This window comes from Pedobacter terrae (genome assembly GCF_036946585.1).
In the GTDB taxonomy this organism is placed as follows: domain Bacteria; phylum Bacteroidota; class Bacteroidia; order Sphingobacteriales; family Sphingobacteriaceae; genus Pedobacter; species Pedobacter terrae_C.
Genome location: NZ_JAQIIV010000002.1, coordinates 360597 through 384110 on the forward strand (window position 1 = coordinate 360597; position 23514 = coordinate 384110).

20 protein-coding genes and 1 riboswitch are annotated in these 23514 nt (G+C 38.7%); of the genes, 14 read left to right on the forward strand and 6 right to left on the reverse strand.

Features of this window, described 5'->3' with window-relative positions; translation table 11 throughout:
• The first annotated feature begins 13 nt into the window (after positions 1-13).
• The 3 genes from PGN18_RS04100 to PGN18_RS04110 all read left to right on the forward strand — a co-directional run bounded on the left by PGN18_RS04100 (position 14) and on the right by PGN18_RS04110 (position 1716).
• On the forward strand, positions 14-466 hold the full coding sequence (locus PGN18_RS04100) for a lipocalin family protein (RefSeq protein ID WP_335318084.1): 453 nt from the start codon (positions 14-16) through the stop codon (positions 464-466).
• A 102-nt stretch (positions 467-568) separates the two neighbouring features.
• Entirely contained in the window at positions 569-1369 is an 801-nt protein-coding gene (locus PGN18_RS04105; protein WP_335318085.1) for a type II toxin-antitoxin system antitoxin SocA domain-containing protein, read from the forward strand.
• Entirely contained in the window at positions 1369-1716 is a 348-nt protein-coding gene (locus PGN18_RS04110; protein ID WP_335318086.1) for a hypothetical protein, read from the forward strand. Before PGN18_RS04105 ends, PGN18_RS04110 begins: the two co-directional genes overlap by 1 nt.
• A 74-nt stretch (positions 1717-1790) precedes the next feature.
• Here the strand turns inward: PGN18_RS04110 and PGN18_RS04115 are convergent, their stop codons facing one another.
• From PGN18_RS04115 to PGN18_RS04125, 3 genes are all read right to left on the reverse strand, one after another.
• Positions 1791-3035 carry a homoserine dehydrogenase gene (locus PGN18_RS04115; RefSeq protein ID WP_335318087.1) on the reverse strand — a complete coding sequence of 415 codons (1245 nt, stop codon included), beginning with the start codon at positions 3033-3035 and terminating at the stop codon, positions 1791-1793.
• 132 nt (positions 3036-3167) lie between these two features.
• On the reverse strand, positions 3168-4226 hold the full coding sequence (locus tag PGN18_RS04120; RefSeq protein ID WP_335318088.1) for a homoserine O-acetyltransferase family protein: 1059 nt from the start codon (positions 4224-4226) through the stop codon (positions 3168-3170).
• A gap of 30 nt (positions 4227-4256) precedes the next feature.
• Positions 4257-5588, reverse strand: coding sequence for an O-acetylhomoserine aminocarboxypropyltransferase/cysteine synthase family protein (locus tag PGN18_RS04125; RefSeq protein WP_335318089.1), 1332 nt, complete (start codon positions 5586-5588; stop codon positions 4257-4259).
• A 258-nt stretch (positions 5589-5846) separates the two neighbouring features.
• A riboswitch (SAM riboswitch) is annotated at positions 5847-5957 on the reverse strand.
• A gap of 204 nt (positions 5958-6161) precedes the next feature.
• Here PGN18_RS04125 and PGN18_RS04130 point away from each other — a divergent pair.
• Positions 6162-7181 carry a hypothetical protein gene (locus PGN18_RS04130; protein ID WP_335318090.1) on the forward strand — a complete coding sequence of 340 codons (1020 nt, stop codon included), beginning with the start codon at positions 6162-6164 and terminating at the stop codon, positions 7179-7181.
• A gap of 258 nt (positions 7182-7439) precedes the next feature.
• On the opposite strand, the gene PGN18_RS04135 is transcribed toward PGN18_RS04130, so the two are convergent.
• Complete coding sequence (locus PGN18_RS04135; RefSeq protein WP_335318091.1) at positions 7440-8555, reverse strand: trans-sulfuration enzyme family protein; 1116 nt, start codon at positions 8553-8555, stop codon at positions 7440-7442.
• 122 nt (positions 8556-8677) lie between these two features.
• On the opposite strand from PGN18_RS04135, the gene PGN18_RS04140 reads away from it, so the two are divergent.
• From PGN18_RS04140 to PGN18_RS04155, 4 genes are all read left to right on the forward strand, one after another.
• Positions 8678-9172, forward strand: a complete 495-nt coding sequence (locus PGN18_RS04140) for a hypothetical protein (RefSeq protein WP_335318092.1) — start codon at positions 8678-8680, stop codon at positions 9170-9172.
• A 406-nt stretch (positions 9173-9578) separates the two neighbouring features.
• Positions 9579-10772: an aminofutalosine synthase MqnE gene (gene mqnE / locus PGN18_RS04145; protein WP_335318093.1), complete on the forward strand. Its 1194-nt coding sequence runs from the start codon at positions 9579-9581 to the stop codon at positions 10770-10772.
• 97 nt (positions 10773-10869) lie between these two features.
• The gene (locus PGN18_RS04150; RefSeq protein WP_335318094.1) at positions 10870-11493 is read left to right on the forward strand and encodes a histidine phosphatase family protein; all 624 of its coding nucleotides are present in this window, start codon (positions 10870-10872) and stop codon (positions 11491-11493) included.
• 209 nt (positions 11494-11702) lie between these two features.
• Positions 11703-12443, forward strand: coding sequence for a menaquinone biosynthetic enzyme MqnA/MqnD family protein (locus tag PGN18_RS04155; protein WP_335318095.1), 741 nt, complete (start codon positions 11703-11705; stop codon positions 12441-12443).
• Positions 12444-12577: 134 nt separating this feature from the next.
• On the opposite strand, the gene PGN18_RS04160 is transcribed toward PGN18_RS04155, so the two are convergent.
• Positions 12578-12892 carry an HPF/RaiA family ribosome-associated protein gene (locus tag PGN18_RS04160; protein WP_335318096.1) on the reverse strand — a complete coding sequence of 105 codons (315 nt, stop codon included), beginning with the start codon at positions 12890-12892 and terminating at the stop codon, positions 12578-12580.
• A gap of 550 nt (positions 12893-13442) precedes the next feature.
• Between PGN18_RS04160 and mutS the strand changes: the two genes are divergently transcribed.
• The 6 genes from mutS (at position 13443) to PGN18_RS04190 (ending at position 20569) form a co-directional block, all read left to right on the forward strand.
• Entirely contained in the window at positions 13443-16022 is a 2580-nt protein-coding gene (mutS, locus tag PGN18_RS04165; RefSeq protein ID WP_335318097.1) for a DNA mismatch repair protein MutS, read from the forward strand.
• 64 nt (positions 16023-16086) lie between these two features.
• Positions 16087-16614 carry a C40 family peptidase gene (locus PGN18_RS04170; protein WP_335318098.1) on the forward strand — a complete coding sequence of 176 codons (528 nt, stop codon included), beginning with the start codon at positions 16087-16089 and terminating at the stop codon, positions 16612-16614.
• Between the two features lie 79 nt (positions 16615-16693).
• Positions 16694-17161, forward strand: a complete 468-nt coding sequence (locus PGN18_RS04175; protein ID WP_335318099.1) for a TlpA disulfide reductase family protein — start codon at positions 16694-16696, stop codon at positions 17159-17161.
• Between the two features lie 356 nt (positions 17162-17517).
• On the forward strand, positions 17518-18942 hold the full coding sequence (locus tag PGN18_RS04180) for a glycoside hydrolase family 125 protein (RefSeq protein WP_335318100.1): 1425 nt from the start codon (positions 17518-17520) through the stop codon (positions 18940-18942).
• Between the two features lie 255 nt (positions 18943-19197).
• Positions 19198-20388, forward strand: a complete 1191-nt coding sequence (locus tag PGN18_RS04185; protein ID WP_335318101.1) for a GAF domain-containing sensor histidine kinase — start codon at positions 19198-19200, stop codon at positions 20386-20388.
• Positions 20378-20569, forward strand: coding sequence for a hypothetical protein (locus tag PGN18_RS04190; protein WP_335318102.1), 192 nt, complete (start codon positions 20378-20380; stop codon positions 20567-20569). The genes PGN18_RS04185 and PGN18_RS04190 overlap by 11 nt, the downstream gene beginning before the upstream one ends.
• A gap of 246 nt (positions 20570-20815) precedes the next feature.
• Here the strand turns inward: PGN18_RS04190 and PGN18_RS04195 are convergent, their stop codons facing one another.
• Positions 20816-23044, reverse strand: coding sequence for a glycoside hydrolase family 95 protein (locus PGN18_RS04195; protein ID WP_335318103.1), 2229 nt, complete (start codon positions 23042-23044; stop codon positions 20816-20818).
• Between the last annotated feature and the right edge of the window lie 470 nt (positions 23045-23514).

Here is a 23514-nt window from a genome sequence, read left to right on the forward strand (position 1 = left end):
AAATCATCTGTTTATGAGAGATATATTAATGTTATTGGCCATTTTATCTTTGTTCGCTTGTAAGAATAAAGATGAGAACAAAAAAGATTTCGTTCTTGATGTACAGGGGACCTGGCAATTGGTATCAGCTACAACGCTTGAAAATGGAACCAGTCAAACCACTGATTATTCCGGAAAGCTCAAAATGATCAAGTTATTTAATCACACACATTTTGCTTTTTTGAAACATAGCCATGATCCGAAAGATAGCAGCAGTTTTGATGCAGGTGGAGGAACTTTCAGCTTAAATGGCAATGATTATATCGAAACGCTTGAATATTATAAAGACAAAGATTGGGAAGGCAAAACCTTTAAGTTTAAACTCGCCATCCAAAATGATACGTTGGTTCAGAAAGGCATAGAGAAAGTAGAAAAGGCTGGGGTAGACCGCGTGATCATTGAAAAATATATTAAAATACAAAAATAGTAAGTTCTTTCATTTGCTCTTCTTGATAGCTCGAGCTCATCAGAATGTTCTTAATTCGATCGCGATGTTGTTTTGTTTTAGAACATGTTGCATCTTTGGGTTATGGGATTTGAACTATCAAAAAAAGAAATTGGCGAAAGAATAGCTGGTTTGCGGTTAAAAAAAGGTTTCTCTCAGGAAGATTTAGCAAAAAGTATTGGCATTTCAAGGCCGTCCCTAACGCAGATTGAGCTGGGTAATCGCAGTATTAGCCTAAATGAAATGCAAAAACTCTCCTTAGTGCTAGGTTTTTCACTGGACGACTTTATGACCAGGGATTTTCTGACCAAGCAAAGTCTGCAGCCATCAGATCACTTACAGGACGAAGTTACAGAAGAACGTATTTCTGTGCCGACCTTAAATATCAATAAGTTTAAAAATGTTCTGCTTTATATTTTAGAGCGTTGTGCCGGAAAACCTAATGTTGGTGAAACGGTACTGTATAAACTGCTTTATTTTTGTGATTTTAATTATTATGAGTTATACGAAGAGCATTTAACAGGGGCGAAGTACAAGAAACTGCCCTATGGCCCTATTCCCCAAAAGTTGGATGCTATTATTAATCAAATGATAGAGGCCAACCAGCTTCAACGGATCAAAACAGAATTTAAAGGTTATCCGCAAAAGCGTTATCTACCACTTGAAAAAGCTGATTTAACCGTGTTTAAAGCCAGCGAAAAAGATGTTATAGATAAAGTTATTGAACAGATGAGCGATTGGTCGGCCACAGCCATAAGCGATTACTCGCATAAAGATCTGCCCTGGGAAGTTACAGAGGAAGGAAAGGATATTAGCTATAACTTGGCTTTCTATCGTGAACTACCTTATTCTGTCCGCGTTTACGATGAAGAAGAAAATAATTAATGATGCTTTTTGAATCAATAGACGAGTTTAATAAGGATTTTAAAAAACTTTTAAAGCGATTTCGCAGCTTGCAATCTGATCTGGAAGATGTAAAAGTGATTTTAAGAGTGAAACCTGACGAGCGTAATCCCTTTAGTTTTCGTATTGATAATTTAGGCATAACTACCTGTGTAATTAAAGTTAAGAAAATTACATGCAATAGTTTAAAGGGCAGAGGAGTAAACTCTGGTTTAAGACTCATCTATGCTTATTTTCAAGAGGAAAAAAAGATCGTATTTATTGAACTTTATCATAAAAATGATAAGGAAAATGAAGACCGGCAGCGTATTTTAGAAAACTTTAAATAGTGTAAAAGGCCAGACTCGCTCCGACCTTTATACTTAACAACAAAACAAATAAAAAAATTAACCCTGAATAATAATTATAGACTGGCCAGTTCTGCGGCAAAAACATTTTCGCTTAATTGCTCTTGTTTATAAATCTGTCTGCCGGTATAAGCCACAAAAACAGATTGATCTAAAAGCAAATCGCGGTTTTTTATCAAACTATCTAATTTAAGTGTACCCACTACATATTTGTAACTGCTGGCTGCATAACGTTCGCTAATGTTATCAAATTCCAATAAGGTAATCAGGTCTTCATCTGCATAACGCAAATAAATTTCCAAAAGAATCTCTTCTGTGTGTTTTACACCGTTTTCTGAATGATATTTTTTGTATTCGTAACGGTAGTCGTACCTTAGGGCAGCAATATCAGAAAGTACAGCAGCGCCAGTAGGATGGCCGCCCGCACCTTTGCCATAAAAAAACTGTTTATCTGCAAAAGCTGCCTGAACGGCAACAGCATTGTATTCATTTTCCACATTGTACAGAAAATCATCCTTTGCTACCAGTTTTGGAAGTACGTAGGTCACTATATCTTTCGTATTTACTTTGCGTGCCGTAGGAACTAATTTAATTTTGAAATTTTTCTCACGTGCATATTTAATGTCATTGTTGGATAGGTTCTGTATACCAATGTTTAAAATGGCATCAGGATTTACAAACAATCCATAGGCGTGTGCAGTAGCAATAGCAAGTTTGTATTTTGGATCGTAACCGCCTACGTCTAAAATCGGATCGGTTTCAGCAAAACCTAAGTCCTGTGCTTCTTTTAGTGCTGAATCGTAACTTTGGTTTTCGTTGAATATCTTCGAAAGAATATAATTAGATGAACCATTGAAAATTCCGCTCAACGCATGAAACAATTCATTATCATAGTATTCTTCTAAATTCCTGATAATTGGAATACTGCCACACACTGCACCTTCATATAATAATGAAGTGCCATACTTTTGCTGCAAATCTACCAGCTGTTTTAAATGCGTAGCGATCATCTTTTTATTGGCAGAAACTACATTTTTGCCGTTTTTTAACGCAGTTGTTACAATTTCATAGGCTGCATCTGCATCATTGATCAATTCAACAATGGTATTGATCTCCGCATTGTTCAATATTTCGTTACGATCAGTAGTAAACAGCTCCTTATTAAGGGTACGCTTCTTTCTTGGATCTTTTATCGCGATTTTAATGATCTCCAGGTTTAGGTTCTGGCTTTGGATGATGTCCAGTAAACCTTGTCCTACAACACCAAAGCCAAATAAACCGATTTTTAAATTCTTACTCATTATTATTTTTGTGATTACACAGATACGTAGATTACTTCAACATAGCTGTTCTATTTTTGCAATTTGTTTTTAAATTTTACGCGAACATCGCCTTTCACCCTACACCTTTATACCTTCAACCTTTTACCTCTTTTAAGCGGTATGCTGTAACTTGATAATCTTTTTATCACGGCTTTCTTTCATAAAGTTTCCGATTACATTGGTCAAAGCATTGGTTTCGATTAAGAAACCATCATGGCCATAATCAGAATGTAAAGCGCTAAATTCGGCTCCAGAGATGTGGTCTGCCAGATATTTTTGCTCAGAAATTGGAAATAATACATCGTTTTCTATACCAATAACCAGCGTATTCGCTGTAATTAATTTTAAGGCATCCCCAATACTTTTCCGGTTACGGCCCACGTTATGGCTGTCCATGGCTTTGGTTAAATAATAATAGCTGTAAGCATTAAACCTGTTAGTTAATTTTTCGCCCTGGTAATTCTGGTAAGAAGATGATCTGAAATTATCAGTCTTATCATTAACGCTTTCTACCTGTGTACTGCCATAGGCATTGTAGGTTCTATAACTTAATAGTGCAATGCTACGCGCTGTTTTTAAACCTTTGCTGCCACCGTTTGGTTGGTTGGCGTAAAAAGTTCTGTCGGTGGTAATGGCTAAACGCTGACTTTCGTTAAATGCAATTCCCCATGGAGAATGTGCTGCATTAGTGGCAATTAAGATCAGGTTTTCAATTTTATTTGGTTCCGAAATACTCCATTCTAGAGCCTGTTGCCCACCCAAAGACCCACCGATTAATAATTTGATATAATCAATCCCTAAATGCGAAGCCAATAACTGGTGTGCTGATACCAAATCGCGGATAGTAAACTGCGGAAACGAAAGGTAATAAGGCGATCCCGTTACCGGATTGGTGCTTAATGGGTTGGTACTACCGTAGTGAGAACCCAAAACGTTGGCACAAACAATATAATGCTCTTCTGGATTGAACAATGCATTTTGACCGAATAAACCTTCCCACCATTCAAAAACATCAGCATTGGCAGTAAGTGCATGGCAAACCCAAATTACATTATCTTTAGCTGCATTTAATTTACCATATGTTTGATAGGCGATCTGTAGGTTACGGATTTTTTTTCCGCTTTCTAGTTTGAACTGTTTATTGTAATTATATGTTGATGCTTTACTCATTGTTTTGCTGTATTCGGAAAATAAACGGGCTTAGGCTAATAAACTTTCAGTAGGAACTTGTGCGTTAATGGCTGCAAAAGCCTGCTCAAAATCGGCCTTAATATCATCAATATGTTCAATACCAACCGAAACCCTTAAAGCGTTTGGTTTTACACCTGCAGCCAATTGTTCTTCTTCGCTCAATTGCTGGTGGGTTGTTGCCGATGGCTGTATAATTAGTGTCTTGGCATCGCCCACATTTGCGAGGTGTGAAACCAACTTTAAATTATCAATCACCTGTGTGGCGTTTTCCTTACTTCCATTTAATTCGAAAGATAGTACGGCACCGAAACCATTGCTTAAATATTTTTTTGCAAGGTTGTTGTATTTGCTGCTTGCTAATCCAGGATATTGCACCTCTTTAACCAGTGGATGGTTCTCTAACCAGGTGGCCAGTTCAAGCGCATTATCTACGTGTCTTTGTACACGGAGAGATAGGGTTTCCAATCCTTGCAACAGCAAAAAAGAATTGAAAGGTGATAGGGCAGGACCAAGATCTCTTAATCCTTCTACACGGGCACGGATGATAAACTGAATATTACCAAACGGCCCACCAATACCAAAAACATCGCTAAAAATTAAACCATGGTAACCTGCCGAAGGTTCAGAGAACTGTGGAAATTTTCCATTGCCCCAGTTGTAGTTTCCACCATCAACAATTACCCCACCAATACTCGTTCCATGGCCGCCGATCCATTTCGTCGCAGATTCTACCACGATGTTGGCTCCATGTTCTAATGGCTTAAATAAATAACCGCCTGCACCAAAAGTATTATCAACCACCAATGGCAGATCATATTTTTTAGCTATGGCTGCAATTTTCTCAAAATCAGGTACACTAAACGCAGGGTTACCAATGGTTTCCAGATAGATCGCTTTGGTTTGATCAGTGATTTTAGCTTCAAATTCTTCAGGTACGTCCGGATTGGCAAAATCGACATGGATACCTAAACGTTTAAAAGCTACTTTAAACTGATTATACGTTCCACCGTAGATATGAGAAGAAGAAACAATGCGATCACCAGCTTCAAGTATATTATTTAAAGCGATGAACTGAGCAGCCTGCCCGGATGCCACAGCCAGAGCCGCAACACCACCTTCTAATGCGGCAATACGTTTTTCAAAAACATCATTGGTCGGATTCATGATCCTGGTGTAGATATTGCCAAATTCTTTTAAGGCAAATAAATTGGCGCCATGCTCGGCGCTGTTAAACCCGTATGAAGTAGTTTGGTAAATTGGTACTGCTCTTGAACCTGTTGTTGGATCTATTTCCTGACCAGCGTGTAATTGTAAAGTTTCAAATTTATATGATGTTGACATAATTTCTGTTTTTAATTGTTAATAATGAGTTAAGAGATTAGGTTAATCCTAAAAAGGCAGGGCGTATCCCAATTATCCGGGACCTTCCAGTTTGAAAGAAACAAAAAAGGAAGATTTTTAAATTACTGTATGCAACAGCACATACAAGTTATCGTAGGCATATGGCTACAAATCAAGGAAATAGAAGTTTGTTTTACCTTTTTCAGGTTTGCATTAGATTCGCTTAGCGATCGAAGATTTAATGTTTTCATCAGTTTTAATTTATATCACCAAACAGCACCATGTTATTTGGTCAGGAATTGGCACCTTCTCTTTCTGAGGGTTGCCAGTGGGTCGTCGAGCCAGTCTCTCGCCACTTCTTTATAAATCAACCTATGAAGATTGACTTTTATTTAGCTTTCCGCCAAATAATATTTCAAATGTCTGAAATTATTTTTAATCTGCAAAATAAAATTTTGAATTTAAAATAAGTAACTGAAAATGAGTATTGTATTTGATTGGTTCCGTTAATAAGCAAAACTTTTCATATAAACTTAACGCTTAAAATTCTAAGTTTGTGCTACCTATCTGAATATGATGATGAAAAATACCGGCGTTACAGGCTTAGCCTTGCTATTCACAGTAATATCTTTTAGCACTGCAAGTGCGCAGTTTGGAGGTTTAAAGGACAAACTATTAAAAATCGGTACCGCACAAGGTGCTAAGGCTTTAGGAGTAGACAGGTTTTTGAAACAGCCCGCTGCCATTACAACCAGTTTTGAAGATGTAAACAGAGATGGTGAAAAAATGCCAGATTTTATCACTTCATTAAATTTAAAAGCTCAACCCTTGTATTTGCTGCCTAAAAACCCGGAAGGTGGTTTCGTGCTTTGTGAGGGGCTTTATGAAATGACTAACAAGAGTTATTGTTTAAAAGCCGGAACCTTTGCACCATCCAAAGGTGATGGTTACATGTTTGCCCCTGTATTAGGTCAGAAAGAGGAAATTGTAGTTGCTATACTGAAAAGTGCTGAAAAACATCCTGAAGTTGATCAGCATGATATTCAGGCATTATTATGGACCATAATCGCCAGAACAAAATTTGCCGATTTTAGTGGACAAGTTAAAATTGCTGCTGTGAAGTTACTAACCCCGAAACAAATTACGCAATTAGAGGGTGGTGCGCTAGGTGTGTTACCTTTCGATGTAATGGAAAAGGCTAAAGATCAGTTACCTGAGGGCGTAAAGGCCGTTTTTGAAGCAGAGAACAACATCCGACAACTAGTCGCTTCTGGCAATTACACTTATGCCGACATGGAAAAGTACGCTATTATAGCAGGTATGGCTCCGCCAAGAAGCGATGTACCAAGCGGCATCTGGACTAAACATCCTGACGGTTATTATGTACGTTATTTCCCTTCGGGTTATTCAGTTACCAAAGTACAGGTATATGTTCCTAGAGAATTGTTAGCGAACGGAAACAGATTGGTTTATGATGCAGCAGGAGATATTGCATGCCCTGCAAATACAGGCTCGCAACGTTTAGCACAGACGAATGAGCCGGTAGAAGCAAATTATTCGCTGAAATTATCCACGGTTTGTAATCCTAAGTAAAATAAATCGTCATTGCGAGGAGGAACGACGAAGCAATCTTCAAACGACAGCTACCAGCGTTCGCATTAAGATTGCTTCCCCGAAAATTCGGGAATGGCTGTCGGCTGAAAAAGCCTTCTTATAATGACGTTTATATAAACGACTGATAATCAGTGTATTTTTTACCATACAGGACATATGAGCGCATATAAGTTTCAAGTCTCATCCTTATTTTTTTCAGGCAAGACCCATGATGATTACTCCCAATGACGGATCTACTTACCCTAAGGCCTGCGCTAAATCGGCAATAATATCATCTACATGCTCTAATCCAACAGAGATACGAAGCAAGTTTTTAGGTGTTTTGCTATCAGGTCCTTCTACCGAATAACGGTGTTCAATCAAACTCTCTACACCGCCTAAACTGGTAGCCTGGGCGAATAACTCAACATGATTAGCGACTTTATGGGCAGCTTCAACACCTCCTTTTACCAGGAACGACATCATGCCGCCAAAATCTTTCATTTGTTTTTTGGCAATTTCATGCTGTGGATGATCTTCCAGACCGGGATAAAAAACAGCTTCAACATTTGGATGGTTATTTAAATAACCAGCTACAATCCTTCCATTTTCACAATGTCCTTTCATCCGGTAAGCAAGCGTTTTTATGCTTCTGGTTAGCAAAAAGCAATCAAAAGGAGAAGGAACAGCGCCACCGGTTTGCTGAATATTTTTGATTTTCTCCCATAGTTCATTCTTTTTTGCTGTCACCAATATTCCTCCAAGCACATCGCTATGACCCCCGAGGTATTTTGTACTGCTATGCATCACGATATCAGCTCCTAATAAGATTGGGTTTTGTAGAATAGGAGAGGCAAACGTACTGTCACAGACAAGAGTAATATTTTCGGCTTTGGCTATTTTAGCAATCTCTTCAATATCTGTAACCTTTAATAGTGGATTGGATGGTGTTTCGATCCAGATCAGTTTGGTGTTGGATTTAATACTCGAACGTATCAGATCTAAATCGGTCTGATCAACAAAATCGGACGCTATACTATCATTAAAAATAGTGAGTAGTTGTTTTTTAATGCCCCAATACATATCGTCTGGAGCGATAATGTGGCTACCAGGTTTTAAAGCCTGAAACAAAGCTAAACCACAGGTATTGCCCGAAGAAAAGGCTGCTGCATCTTCACCATATTCCAATTTGGCCACAGTGTTTTCTAAAGCAGACCGGTTTGGATTGCTTACCCTGCTATACATGTGTCCGCCAGGATAACCACCGTCCCCGTCACGAAAAAAAGTTGTGGATAAATGAATAGGCGGTGTAACATCACCTGTATTGATTTTCACAAGATTAGCAGCGTGAATAGCAAGGGTTTCTGGTTTCATGGTTATTTATTTTGAACGAAGTGATTCGGGATACATTTACAAATTTAGCGCTAATTTAAGGTTAGTAACGGTTTTGGCAAGATTTATGTAACTAGTTTGACAAAATTTAAATTACATTGAAAATGAAAAGATTATTTATAGCTATCGCCATTGCATGTTCTACGTTAGTAATGTTACAGAGTTGTAATACTGCAAAAAGAGTAACCGCAGGTGTAACCGGTAGCAGAGGTACAGTAGTTCGCGAATGGGTGGTGAGTAATGTAGCTTTAGAAGGTTTGCCCGATGGTGCTGTTCAAGGATTATTTGGGGAGAAATCTTACAAATGTTTTGAGGGAAGTACATGGAATTTAACCAATAGTGGTAATGGATCTTATACCTTACCCGCGTCAAGCGCCTGTGGTTCTGTCATGCAGACTATTTTCTGGTCAGCTGCACCAAAAGATCAAACTTTCCAGTTTAAGAAAATCTATGAAGGTGATAAAGCTAAAAACGTAACAGAAGGTTACCGTTTGGTATTAACGGAACTTTCAAGCACGCAAATGGTATTAAAATCACCAATTGAGTTTGGCGGCAGAACGGCTAATATCATATTAACTTTTGTGCCAGCAGCAAGATAATATTTAACACTGAAAAACACACCCTGAAGCACTTCTTAAAAGAGGTGCTTTTTTGTTTCTTTTTTTTTACGGTTGCCACGGAAACACGGATTACACGGAGTTTCTTAGAATTATTTTTAGCAGGTTGTTAGCACTGATTTAACTTGATTCAGGTTTTATCGCACATAAACTGCCGTCAAGCGCTGAAACATAAATTTATACTGGAGTTTGATAGTTATTTTCCGTGACTTCTGTGTTTCCGCGCCTAATATCAACGCCTATACCAAAGCTCACGCTAAAAAGAAATCAGTGTCACTGTTCATTGGCGGTTAAATAATATCATTTACATTCAAAAAACGCGGTTTGTTACAAGAAAATGATTTTCAGATCGGCTCATTATTGTATTTTTGTTCAAAATAAATCAGGAATGAATACAACTGAGCAAGTTGAAAAAATATTAGCTGATACCAATTTATCAACTGAATTACAAAACATCGCACACAAAGTTCTTCATGGAGAACGGATCACCTTTGATGAAGGTGTTTACTTATACGAACATGCAGAACTGGGTTATCTTGGCGTTCTGGCCAACTTTATCCGCGAAGAAAAGCATGGCGATAAAACTTATTTCAACCGGAATTTCCATTTAGAGCCTACCAATCTTTGCGTTTACGATTGCAAATTTTGTTCTTATTCCCGTTTAATTAAACAAAAAGAAGAAGGTTGGGCCTTAACAATGGAGCAGATGCTTGATATTGTTAAAAAATACGATGGCGAACCGGTAACAGAGGTACACATTGTAGGCGGGGTGCTTCCTCAATATGATGTGGCATTTTATTCGGCCTTGTTCACCGCAATTAAGCAGCATCGTCCGGATTTACATGTAAAAGCGTTGACACCTGTAGAATACCATTACATTTTCAAAAAGGCTAAAATTGATTATGCAACCGGTATGCGTTTGATGAAAGAAGCTGGCCTGGAATCGATACCGGGTGGGGGGGCAGAGATTTTTCACCCAGAAATCAGAGAACAGATTGCAAAAGATAAATGTACTGGTCAGCAGTGGTTAGATATACATGAAGAATGGCACAAACTAGGCATGCGCAGTAATGCAACCATGCTTTATGGCCATATCGAGAAGTACTGGCACCGTGTAGATCACATGGAAAAGCTCCGCGAACTGCAGGACCGCACAGGTGGTTTTCAAACTTTTATTCCTTTAAAATTCCGCAATCAGCATAACCAAATGAGCAATGTGCCTGAGTCTTCAGTAATTGAAGATTTAAGAAACTATGCAATTGCCAGGATTTATATGGATAATTTCGATCATATTAAAGCTTATTGGGCCATGATCAGTCGCGAAACTGCACAGTTGTCATTAAATTATGGTGTTGACGACATCGACGGTACTTTGGATGATACCACTAAAATTTACTCTATGGCAGGAGCTGAAGAACAGAATCCGGCAATGAGTACAAAAGAATTGGTCAGTCTGATTAAACAGGTAGGTAGGAAAGCAATAGAACGGGATACATTATACAACGTAGTTACGGATTTCGATAATGTTATTTTTGAGGAAGAGAAAAAACCGCAATATTATAAATTACCGGTGGTGAATTAAGGATTGAATTAGAGAATGACTGAATGAGTGCATGAGGGTTTGAGCGTTAAATTTAGCGTTCAATCATTCAAAAATCCCTCATTCAATAATTTATCAGATGAAAGAAATATACATCATACGCCACGGCGAAACAGAACTCAACAGACAAGGCATAGTACAGGGCAGGGGAATAAATTCTGATCTAAATGATTTAGGAAGGGCACAAGCTGAGGCTTTCTATCAAAAATATAAGGATGTTCCTTTTGATAAGATTTATACATCAGATTTGAAACGCACCTGGCAAACGGTGCAGAAGTTTATTGACGCTAAATTACCCTGGGAAAAACTTTCGGGTTTAGATGAGCTTGCATGGGGTATATGGGAAGGAAAACCGAATACCGAAGAGGCGCGTGAGGCTTTTCGTGAGATGTTACAAAGCTGGGAGAATGGTGATTACACCGCTCATTTTGAGGGGGGAGAAAGCGTTCAGGATGTTTATGAACGGTTAAAACAGCCTATGGAGGTTTTGATGACCCGGCCAGAAGAAAAAACAGTATTGCTTTGTATGCATGGTCGGGCCATGCGCGTTTTCTTATGCTTACTGCTAGGAAAACCATTGAGCGAAATGACCGAATTTCCCCATCAAAATACAGTTCTTTATAAAATTGGTTTCGAAGGTGGTAAATTTACGGTGCTTGAGTTTAACAGTGCAGTTCATTTAGACGGTTTGGTAATGGGATAACCCAATGTAAATAAACGGCTTAAGTTCTACTCCCCATGAAACAAATCACACGCCATGGTTGCCATCCTGAACTTCCGCCCGGGTGGACGGGTATTTCAGGATCTAAGGATTAATAGAATTTTATGATGGTTCGTGGAAACACGAACCAAGGCAGTTTAATAATTGAATAACACGCTTTTCGCTAAACGCGGGGCGCAAAACATAACACCTTGAATAAGATTAAAATATCGGCAGTTGCTTACACCAACACCAAAGCTTTTATATACGGATTAAAACATTCGGATATCATCAATAAAATTGATTTAAGTTTAGACATCCCTTCAGATTGCGCAGCTAAAGTAATTAATGACCAGGTGGATATCGGTTTAATGCCAGTAGCAGCCATTCCGCTGGTTCCAAATGCCAACATTGTTGCCGATTATTGTATAGGAAGCGATGGTGGTGTAAACTCTGTATTTATTTTTAGTAATGTTCCAGCTCACGAAATAAAGACGGTGAGGCTGGATGCCCACTCGCGTACATCAAATAATTTAGCCAAAGTGTTGTTGAAGTTCCATTGGAAAAAAGAAGTGGAGTTTACGACTGATCCTGATGCAAAAACAGATGCTTTCGTTTTGATCGGAGATAGGACCTTTGGTAAGAAAAATGATTTTGCTTATGCTTATGATATGGGAGAGGAATGGAAAAACCTTACCGGATTGCCATTCATGTATGCCGCCTGGGTAGCTAACAAAAAAATTTCAGACGAGTTTAAAGCTGAATTTAATGCTGCTTTGAAACTTGGATTAGATCATAGAAAGGAAGTTTTAGCAGAATTACCTGAGTCACCAAATTTCGACCTGGAAGATTATCTGTATCATAAACTTCAATTTGAAGTTACAGAAGATAGAAAGAAAGCTTTGAATCTGTTTTTGGGATATATAGATGAACTGGAAAACGTTAGTATATAAGCAAAATCGTCATCTCGACTGTAACGCAGTGAAATGGAGAGATCTGTTATTAAGATTTCTCGACTACGTTTCACTCCGCTCGAAATGACGATATTATTTATTTAAGAAACTGTTTTTTTAAAATTTTAAATAGATTAATGTGCCTTCATTTTCCCAGCCACCTTTTCTAAGGCGCTTTTTAATTTTGATAACGCCCCTGTGATGGCTAAATCATAGGTATTGCCCAAATTGGTAACTGCAATGGGGTCTTTTCCCGCAACTTTAGCCTCCAGCAAACATCTTTTGTCATCTAAACCATCTTTACTGCCATTCTCATCAGAAAGATGAACTTCCAATCGGGTAATTAAATCACTAAACCTACTTAGGCCTTCATTTAATTGGTTATTGATTTTTTCCTCGTATTCCTGGTGTATAGTTAAATTTTTGTCGGTGTTCAGTTGGATCGTCATATTGAAAATATTAAGTTAAAGTTATGTTATTATTAACAGAGAAGTAAGTGAATTGTTTAGTAAGGTTGATTGTACAAACTGGTTAACTGTAACATTGAGCGGAGTATAGTCCAATTGGGTTAGAGCAGACCCTTGTATCTAAACCTGGTAGGAGCGGGCACGGAGTGTAACGGAGTAAAGCGGATAACAGGACTACAGCCCCTGCAATGCACAGAACCATTCATTTTCAAAAAATGGCTAATTGTATAAACTGATTAACTGTAGCATTGAGCGCATGATCATACAACTAGATTAGAACCGACCATTTTACCTAAACCTGGTAAGAGCGGGCACGGAGTTTAACGAAGTAAAGCGGTTAACAGGACTACGCGCCCCGAAATATACAGAACCCTTTATTTTCAAAAAAATGGTTAACCCATTAACCTTTCGATTTTAACAATCTTTCAACTTTTCAACAAAACAGTTGTAAAATGCTTATTCGTGTTATCTTTATGGCTTTTGTAAATTAATATCAGTTTTGGCTAAAGACACGAATAAAGAAACCCCACTAATGCAGCAGTACAACGCGATAAAAGCGAAGTATCCAGGCGCACTTTTACTTTTTAGGGTTGGCGATTTTTATGAAACCTTTGGCGAAGATGCCATTAAAACGGCGCAGATTTTAGGCATCGTATTAACCAGAAGAGGTACCGGCCCCAATGGAGGTGCTTTAGAACTGGCTGGTTTTCCGCATCACTCTTTGGATAACTATTTATCGAAACTGGTCAGGGCGGGACAACGTGTAGCCATTTGCGACCAGCTGGAAGATCCTAAAACCACCAAGACCATCGTAAAACGCGGTGTAACAGAGTTGGTTACGCCGGGCGTGGCTTATGGGGATAATATTGTAAACCAGAAATCGAACAATTTTCTGGCCTGTGTTTTCTTTGATAAAACACAGTTGGGCATTTCATTTTTAGACATCTCAACAGGTGAATTCCTGATTGCACAAGGCAATAGTGATTATATTGATAAACTTTTACAAGGCTTTAAACCAACAGAAGTTATTTTTCAAAAATCAAAGCGACAAATTTTTACGGAAAACTTCGGCGACCGTTTTTACACTTTTGGTTTAGACGAATGGCCTTTTACCGCTGATTTCGGGAACGAAACCCTGATGAAACATTTTGACGTATCTTCTTTGAAAGGTTTTGGCGTTGAGCGTTTACAGAGTGGGATTGTTGCAGCTGGTGTTATTTTACATTATTTAGGTGAAACCGAACACCGCAACCTGCAGCACATTACGTCGATTAGCCGTATAGAGGAAGACCGCTATATGTGGTTAGACCGTTTTACCATCCGAAACCTCGAATTGGTGAATTCGCCTAACGATAATGCCGTAACCCTTTTCGATATTTTAGACCATACCTGTACGCCAATGGGCGCACGTTTGTTACAGAAGTGGATTGTTATGCCGCTAAAAGAATTGAAACCTATTCAGGAACGTCTGGGCATGGTTGAATATTTTGTAGCAAACGAAACGCTACAGGAAGAATTTCTTTCGCAAATTAAACAGATTGGAGATTTAGAACGCTTGATTTCCAAAGTAGGCCTGCAGCGGGTTGGTCCGAGGGAATTGGTTGCTTTAAAACGTGCACTTTATCATATTGAGGCCGTCAAAAAACTGGCTGCAGAATCTAAAAATCCTTTCCTAATTAAGATAGCGGATCAATTAAATCCATGTCTGGCGATCCGTGAAAGGATAGAAAGGGAATTGCAGGCCGAGCCGCCAGCATTGCTGATCAAAGGAAATGTTATTGCTGATGGGGTTGACGAAGACTTAGACCGCTTGCGTAAAATAGCTTTTGGTGGTAAAGATTACCTGGTTCAGATTCAGAAGCGTGAGGCAGAAGCAACAGGTATTCCATCGCTAAAAATCGCGTTTAATAATGTTTTTGGTTACTATTTAGAAGTTACCCATACCCATAAAGATAAAGTGCCTGATGGTTGGATCCGCAAACAGACTTTGGTAAATGCTGAAAGGTACATTACACCTGAGCTTAAAGAGTACGAAGATCAGATTTTAGGTGCTGAAGAAAAAATACAGGCCATTGAAATCCGCTTATACAATGAACTGATGTATGAAACGGCCGGTTACATTAAGCCCATCCAATTGGATTCGTATTTGGTTGCACAGCTTGATTGTTTGTTGTGTTTTGCGCAATTGGCAGCTAAAAACCATTATAACAAGCCAAAAGTTACGGAAAAAAAGGTTCTGGATATTAAAGGGGGGCGTCACCCTGTAATCGAAAAACAATTGCCTGTTGGCACAGAATACATTACTAACGATGTATATCTTGATACCGAAAGTCAGCAGATTATTATGATTACCGGACCCAATATGGCGGGTAAATCGGCTATTTTAAGGCAAACCGCATTAATTGTATTAATGGCACAAATGGGATCTTTCGTGCCGGCAAAAGATGCAGAAGTAGGTATTGTAGATAAAATTTTTACCCGGGTAGGGGCGTCAGATAACATCTCTTCTGGCGAAAGTACTTTCATGGTAGAAATGAATGAAACGGCAAGTATTCTGAACAATATCTCCGATGATAGTTTGATCTTACTCGATGAAATTGGTCGTGGAACGAGTACCTACGATGGTATTTCAATTGCCTGGGCCATTGCTGAATTTTTGCACCAGCACCCTACAGCGCGACCAAAAACCTTATTTGCCACCCACTACCATGAGCTAAACGAATTGGCCAACACCATGCCACGGATTAAAAACTTTAATGTATCCGTAAAAGAAATGACCAATAAGGTAATCTTCTTACGCAAACTTGTACCCGGTGGCAGTGAACATAGTTTTGGTATACATGTAGCAAAAATGGCTGGTATGCCTACAAAATTAATAGGCCGTGCGAATGAGATTTTGAAAAAACTAGAAATAGACCGTACCGAAGGACAGAGCATAAAAGACAGTATTAAAAAAGTACAGAACCAGGCTTATCAATTACAAATGTTCGCTATTGATGATCCAATTCTGGTAAAAATACGTGACACATTAAATAATTTAGATGTTAATGCGTTAACACCAGTAGAAGCCTTATTAAAACTGGATGAAATACAGCGATTGATCAAGAATTAAGAAGAGTATAGGGTTTAAGGCATGAGGTTTTAAATCTTATCGCGCACAATTATTATACTATACTATGGAAAGAACCTTAAACCTTAAGCCTTTTAACTTCCGCCTCAAAATAAACTTATTCTTTTTTGTAGCCGTGATATTCTTGCTTTCTTCCTGCGGTGCCAGAAGATACACGGTTAAAAGTGATACGAAAGCTGCAAAAGCGGCTGATGCAATGGCAAATTTAAAAAGCAAATCGCTTTATCGTTTCATTACCGATTGGACAGGTGTAAAATATCGTTTCGGAGGTTTAGATAAAAACGGTATTGATTGTTCCGGTTTTGCTTTCTTGCTAGAGAAGGAAATTTATGGAGTTACGCTACCAAGGATTTCCCGCGATCAGGCAAATGTTATAAAGCGTAAAAATGTAGATAACTTAAAAGAAGGCGATTTGGTGTTTTTTTCTTTCGGCGGAAACGACGTCGATCATGTTGGCGTATACCTCAATAATGGTTTTTTCGTTCATGCCAGTACAGCTAGAGGTGTAATTGTTGACGATCTGACTTTACCTGCCTATCAACGTGTGCTGGCTAAATCAGGTTCGGTAAATTAAATTCATTGCTTGGGTTTAAACCCAAAGCAATAGACAGATGTTCTGTAAACTAATTGCCAATTATTTACGCTATATAGCTATGCGCCTATTCCTCATAATCTGCCTATCCTTAATTACTTATTCCGCCCATGCACAAGTAAAATTACTCACGCTTAATGATTTGGATAAACGAATCACAAACGGAAAAGACACCACTTATGTAACCAATTTTTGGGCAACCTGGTGTTCGCCATGTGTAGCCGAGTTGCCAAATTTCGAGAAATTACGTTTAGCGAATCTAAAAAAGCCGGTAAAGGTGATTTTGGTGAGCCTGGATTTTAAATCAAAATTACAAAAGACAGTGATTCCATTTGTACAGCAGAACAACATCAATGCGGAGGTATTTCTTTTAAATGAAACCAACCAACAACAGTATATAAATCGGATTGACAAAAAATGGTTGGGAGCGATTCCTGCTACCTTGTTTGTAAACAAGACAACAAGGCAATTTTATGAAAAAGAATTTAGCGAAACTGAATTAAAAAATACTTTGCTAAACTTTAGATAAACCAGCTATCAAAATGGAACAAAGGTTAAACATAGCTTAACCACCATTGCTAATGTCGGCTTTATCACATAAAAACATTAGGTTTGATTCTTTTAACACAATTACGCTGCTTTATTTTATATGCCTGATTGATGACATTGACTAATAAATATCAAATGAAATGTTACGTATAATCCAAAAGAAAATCGATTTAGGAATGGTTTAATTGACTATATTGATTTTGATGTTCGAAAAATTATGATAATATTTGTTTTAAGACTAACCGAATAATATCTACCGCTGCCAGTAAGATAAATTTTGTCTTGTAACGGGGAACATTCACTAAAAATTAAACCAAAATATCATAATCAATCATAATGAAAAGAAGGACATTTATACAAAACACAGGCTTATTAGGGGCAGGGGTTGTTGCATCAAAATTTTCTTTCGCCACTAATCTGGCGCCTGAATTTCCTGTGGTACGTGTAGCTGCTGCAAAACGACATTTTAAGAGTAAAGCGGTAGATGCGGCCATTAACACTTTCCAGGCAAATGTTAAAAATCCTGAATTAGCCTGGCTATTTGAAAATTGTTTCCCAAATACCTTAGATACAACTGTTTATCATGCTGAAAAAGACGGCAGACCTGATACTTATGTCATTACAGGCGATATTGATGCCATGTGGTTACGCGATAGTTCGGCCCAGGTTTGGCCATATTTACAATTTGTGAATGAGGATGAACCACTTAAAAAACTGATTGCCGGCGTTATTATTCACCAAACCAAATGCATTTTAAAGGATCCTTATGCCAATGCTTTCTATGGCGATGCCAATAAGGTAGGCGAGTGGAAAACCGATAAAACCGCTATGCAGCCAGGTGTACATGAGCGCAAGTGGGAAATCGATTCTTTATGTTACCCTATCCGTCTGGCTTACCATTACTGGAAAAAAACAGGTGATAAAACCCCCTTCGATGCTGATTGGAAGAAAGGAATAGAAGCAACTTTAAAAACTTTTGAAGAGCAGCAGCGCAAAAGCGATAAGGGACCATATCATTTCCAGCGGGAAACTACGCGACCCACTGATTCGTTACCTATGGCGGGCTACGGTTTTCCGGTAAATCCAGTTGGTTTGATCTGTTCTGCCTTCCGTCCGAGTGATGATGCCACCATTTTTCCTTTTTTGGTTCCATCAAACTTTTTTGCAGTATCGAGCCTAAAGCAGGCTGCAGAAATGATTAAAGCACTAAACAGCGACAGAACTTTAGAAAGCAATTTGCTAAATCTTGCCAATGAGGTAAATGCTGCACTTCAAAAACACGCCATTGTAAATCATCCTAAATATGGCAAAATTTATGCTTTTGAGGTGGATGGTTTTGGCAGTTCATACTTAATGGACGATTCGAATGTACCAAGTTTGTTGAGCTTGCCTTATCTGGGTGCGATGAAAATTGAAGATCCAATTTATCAAAATACCAGAAAATTTGCACTTTCTAAAGATAATCCCTACTTCTTCAAAGGTACAGCGGCTGAAGGTATTGGTGGTCCACATGCGGGGCAGGATATGATCTGGCCGATGAGTATTACCATGCGGGCCCTCACTTCTAAAGATGATGCAGAGATTAAACACTGTATTGATACTTTACGTAAAACACATGCAGGAAAAGGTTTTATGCATGAATCTTTTAACAAAGATAATCCAGCCAATTTTACAAGAGCCTGGTTTGCCTGGTCTAACACCTTATTTGGAGAATTGCTCTGGAAAACTTATCATGAAAAACCTGCTTTATTAAAAGCATAAACAGTGAAATTTAAAATTGCATGTATGTATTACTAATAACTACTGTAAATCAGGTAATTACATTCATGCAATTTTTGATTTTTAAATAAGAATTTCTCTGCAACTCATGGCACAGATCATTATATTTTTGTGATCCCGATACCACAAAATTTGGTGATATACATTGATCTGTGTAAAATAACTGCAAACTTAAGTAAGTCTTGTCTTTGGGAACTTAAATTTAGCTAAATTGCTGAAAATTTACTGATTTAAGCTTTGCAAAATCCCAAATATAACATTCAGGCTGATATTGAAGCGATTAATAACATCCCAGCAGTATCACATATTTTAGAAATTGTATGCCGCACAACAGGCATGGGATTTGCTGCAGTTGCCCGCGTAACATCTGATGCATGGGTAGCGTGTGTCGTTCGAGATGAGATTAACTTTGGCTTAGTGCCCGGAGGCGAACTTCGGCTCGAAACTACCATTTGCAATGAAATCCGGCAGCACCGGGAAGCGGTTATTATCGATCATGTTGCCGAAGATCCGGATTTTGCAAGCCACCATACGCCCTTAATGTATGGTTTCCAAAGTTATATTTCGATGCCGATTTTTCTCAAAAACGGCGATTTCTTCGGAACGCTTTGTGCTATAGACCCCAAACCAGCCAAGCTCAAGAATCCGGCCATTATTGGGATGTTTACCATGTTTGCCAAGCTGATTGCGTCCCACATGGACGCTCTGGAAAAGGTGGCCGAAGCAGAACAGGAACTTAAAAAGGAGCAGGAAATTGCTATCGTTCGAGATCAGTTTATTGCTATACTTGGACATGATTTGAAAAATCCCTTGAATGCCATATCAAACAGCGTACAGCTTTTATCACGGGTGAATTTGGACGAGAAAGGCAGACGTTTAACAAAAATCATTAAAGACGCCTCTTTCAGGATGAATGGTTTAATTGATAATATACTCGATTTTGCCAGTGGTAGTCTGGGAGATGGTATTGCCATCAACCGCAATAGCGACGAAGATCATGAACGTTTGCTTACTGAAGTAATTGAAGAACTGCAAGCCATTTGGCCTTCCAGAAAAATTATGGCATCTTTTGATATGGCACAACCGATCCATGCTGACGGAAAACGACTGGCGCAACTTTTTTCTAACTTGCTTGCAAACGCGCTTAATTATTCACCTGTTGATTCTATTGTAGAAGTAAACGCTACCAGTGCCGGCAATGACTTTACTTTGTGTGTAATCAATTCGGGTAAACCGATACCTGCAGGGGCAATGGAACGTTTGTTTCAGCCATTTTCGCGTGGAGAAGTTGAACCGAACCAAAAAGGCCTGGGTTTAGGTTTGTATATTGCCTCGGAAATTGCCCGCGCCCATCAAGGTACCCTTAAAGTAACTTCAAATAGTGAAAAAACCTGCTTCACTTTAAACTTTCAGAACAATGTTGCTTAGCGATAAACTTCCAACTTCCACACTTTTAGAATTAAAAGTTGGCGACGAAATCATCAATGGTCACGGACTTAGCGGTATCATCGAAAAGATAGAGATCAGCGAAACTGACGAGTTTTTAAGTTTCCGCTTTGTATTGGCACATGGCGAAATTGAAGTAAGAAAACTTAAACAGATTTGTTAGCTTAATGTTTATATCAACCGCCGGACAGAGGTACTATAATCTATTTTAGCAATTAAATTAACTATTTAGCGAAGCTTCCTAAGCTACTGTATCATTGATAGAATCCATTAGTGCTATAGTCATTCCCGCGTATGCAGGAATCTTAAAGCCCCGTGCAATAGCATTAGGATTTCCAATTAAATTGGGAGTGACGATACCAAAATATAATTTGCTTCGTGAGCCAGGGTAATGTTCGAACTAAGATAATTAGTTAAAGTAGTAGGTTTTTCCTGCCTGCGTTTTAAAGCTATACCTAAAATCTTTACCTGATATTTTCTCTGTTATACCATTTACATTTCCTTTTAGCTGATTTGGACTTCTTAAAATACATTCCCCGTCCGATAATGATTTGATAGCTACAGCCATAACTTTACCAGTCTTCCATTCCAGATTGGTAATTTCGAAGTTTCCACGGGCTCGTAATCCCTGAATATTTCCAACCGCCCATTTATCTGGCAAGGCCGGCAAAAGTTGCAATTCTCCAGTCTGGCTTTGCAATAACATTTCCGAAATGCCGGCTGTATAGCCAAAGTTTCCATCAATTTGAAAGGGTGGGTGCGCGCAGAATAGGTTGGCATAAATCCCTCCCCCCTTATTATAATCTGTCCCGGAGCCGCCAACGGGCGTAATAAAATTTTGCAAGATTTTATAAGCATGGTTTCCATCCTGTAGCCTGGCCCAGAAATTCATTTTCCAGGCCATCGACCAACCAGTCGATTCATCGCCACGGGCACTTAAGGTTATCCTGGCAGCCTTTGCCAGTTCTGGTGTGTTAATGGTACTGATCTCTCTTCCAGGATGTAAACCAAATAGATGTGAAATGTGTCTGTGCTGGTCATTTGGATCATCACGATCAGTTTCCCATTCCTGCAGCTGGCCCCATTTTCCGATTTTAGGTTTTAATAAATGTGCTTTTAAATCGGCAATATGTTTTTTATAATCGGTATCAATGCCTAAAACTTCAGCTGCTTCAATGTAGTTGGTAAACAGATCAAACACAATTTGTTGATCATGCGTAACGCCGTCTTCGGTCGGTCCATGTTCTGGCGACCAGCCCATTGGCGATACCAATGTTCCATCAGGTCTCCTTTTTAAATGATCATCCCAAAATTCAGCGATTTCTTTGATGATCGGGTAAGCGAAATTTTTTAAATAATTTTTGTCTTTTGTAAAGGCATAATGTTCCCAAAGGGCCTGTGCATACCAGGCGCTGCCAGGTGTATTCCAAAGAAAACTCATGCCACCGAAAATATTGTTTTCGGTTTTAACCGTCCAGCCTCTGGTGTTTGGATATTGCTTGCGGGTATGCATGGCGCTCACCTCGCGCATGCTGTTAATATAATCCAGATAAGGAATCATGCATTCAGAAAGATTGGTCGGCTCTGCCAGCCAGTAATTCATCTGGATGTTGATGTTTGAGTGGTAATCGCTTCCCCATGGTGGTGTATTACTTTCGTTCCAGAGACCTTGCAAATTGGCAGGTAGGCCACCCGCTCTCGATGAACTGATCAACAAATACCTACCGTATTGAAAAATTAAAGATTCAAGTGCAGGATCGGCCTGCTTTTTATAGTTGATCAATCTTTGGTAGGTAGGTAGTTTTTGTGTATCTGTATCGCTTGTTCCCAGGTTTATCACGAGGCGATTATATAAATTTCGATAATCCTGAATATGCGTTTTTAAAAGTTTATCGTAGCTTTTGGTTTTAACCGCATCTAAAACACGATCAATTTTTGTTGCCGGCTCTTCACCCTTCCAGTTTAGCTCGCGTTTATTGATGTAATTGGTAGTTGCAGTAAAAATAAGGGTAACAGCGTCAGCATTTGTTATTTTTAATTGCTCACTATTACCATCCTTTATCGACTCAACTGTTCCATTTTCTACCTTAATTACAGCAGTAGCCTGGTAAGTCATGCCATTTGGTAATTTACCATTGATATAAATGGCATTTCCCTTAGCGGTAATTATCCCATCGTGGGCATCTTTTAAACCTATCACTGCCGAGTAAGCTTTTTTCTGGTTTGCCGTAAAACGCAACACCATCACTTTATCTGGAAAGCTGCAAAAATACTCACGTTTAAATTGCGTACCATTTTGAGTATAATTAACGGTATGTATAGCGTTGATAATATCCAGTTTACGGCTGTAGTTGGTAAATCTTTTTTCTTTATTATTAAAATCAATAAACAGATCACCAAATGCCTGGTACATACCTCTGTCATTTTCATCGCCTGTCCAGAGTGTGTTATCATTAAACTGTATGTGTTCCTGATCAACACCACCAAAAATCATCCCGCCAATACGACCGTTGCCGATAGGGTAGGCCTCGGTCATCCATTGCTGTGCAGGCTTAACATCCCACATTGTGAAAGCTGGATTTTCTTTGTACTGTGCCAAAAGCTGACTGGTGAAGCAGAAGGTTATGCACAATAACATGGCGCAAATCCTATTTTGCCTGAAATTTAAAAGCATGGTGGTTATTTGATTAGTGTGTAAACCAAAGATATAGATTATCAGCTAAATAGTTTTGTTGCGTACAGGCGAATGCATCTCGATTATTGGCATATTATTCAATAATTTCAGCATTGGGATTGTTGAAATCTCTAGGAGAATTACCTAAAGAAAATGCCGATGATGCTTTAAACTGATATACCCTCATGTTTGTATAATAGAAAAATATATTGATTATCACCTATATAGGTATCGCTAAAAGAAGTTTTTTTCAGCAGCCAGCCTGTCTCCACTTTTCGGTAAGCAATTTTTTATGAGCAGAATCGCTAGCATGAAAGTTCACGTCTTAGTCCTTTCCTGCAATGACGAATTCTGATAACCTATACCGTAATTATTATGATATTTTATGCATCAGCGTGATAGAATTTATATATTTGGCGAAACACTAAAACGTT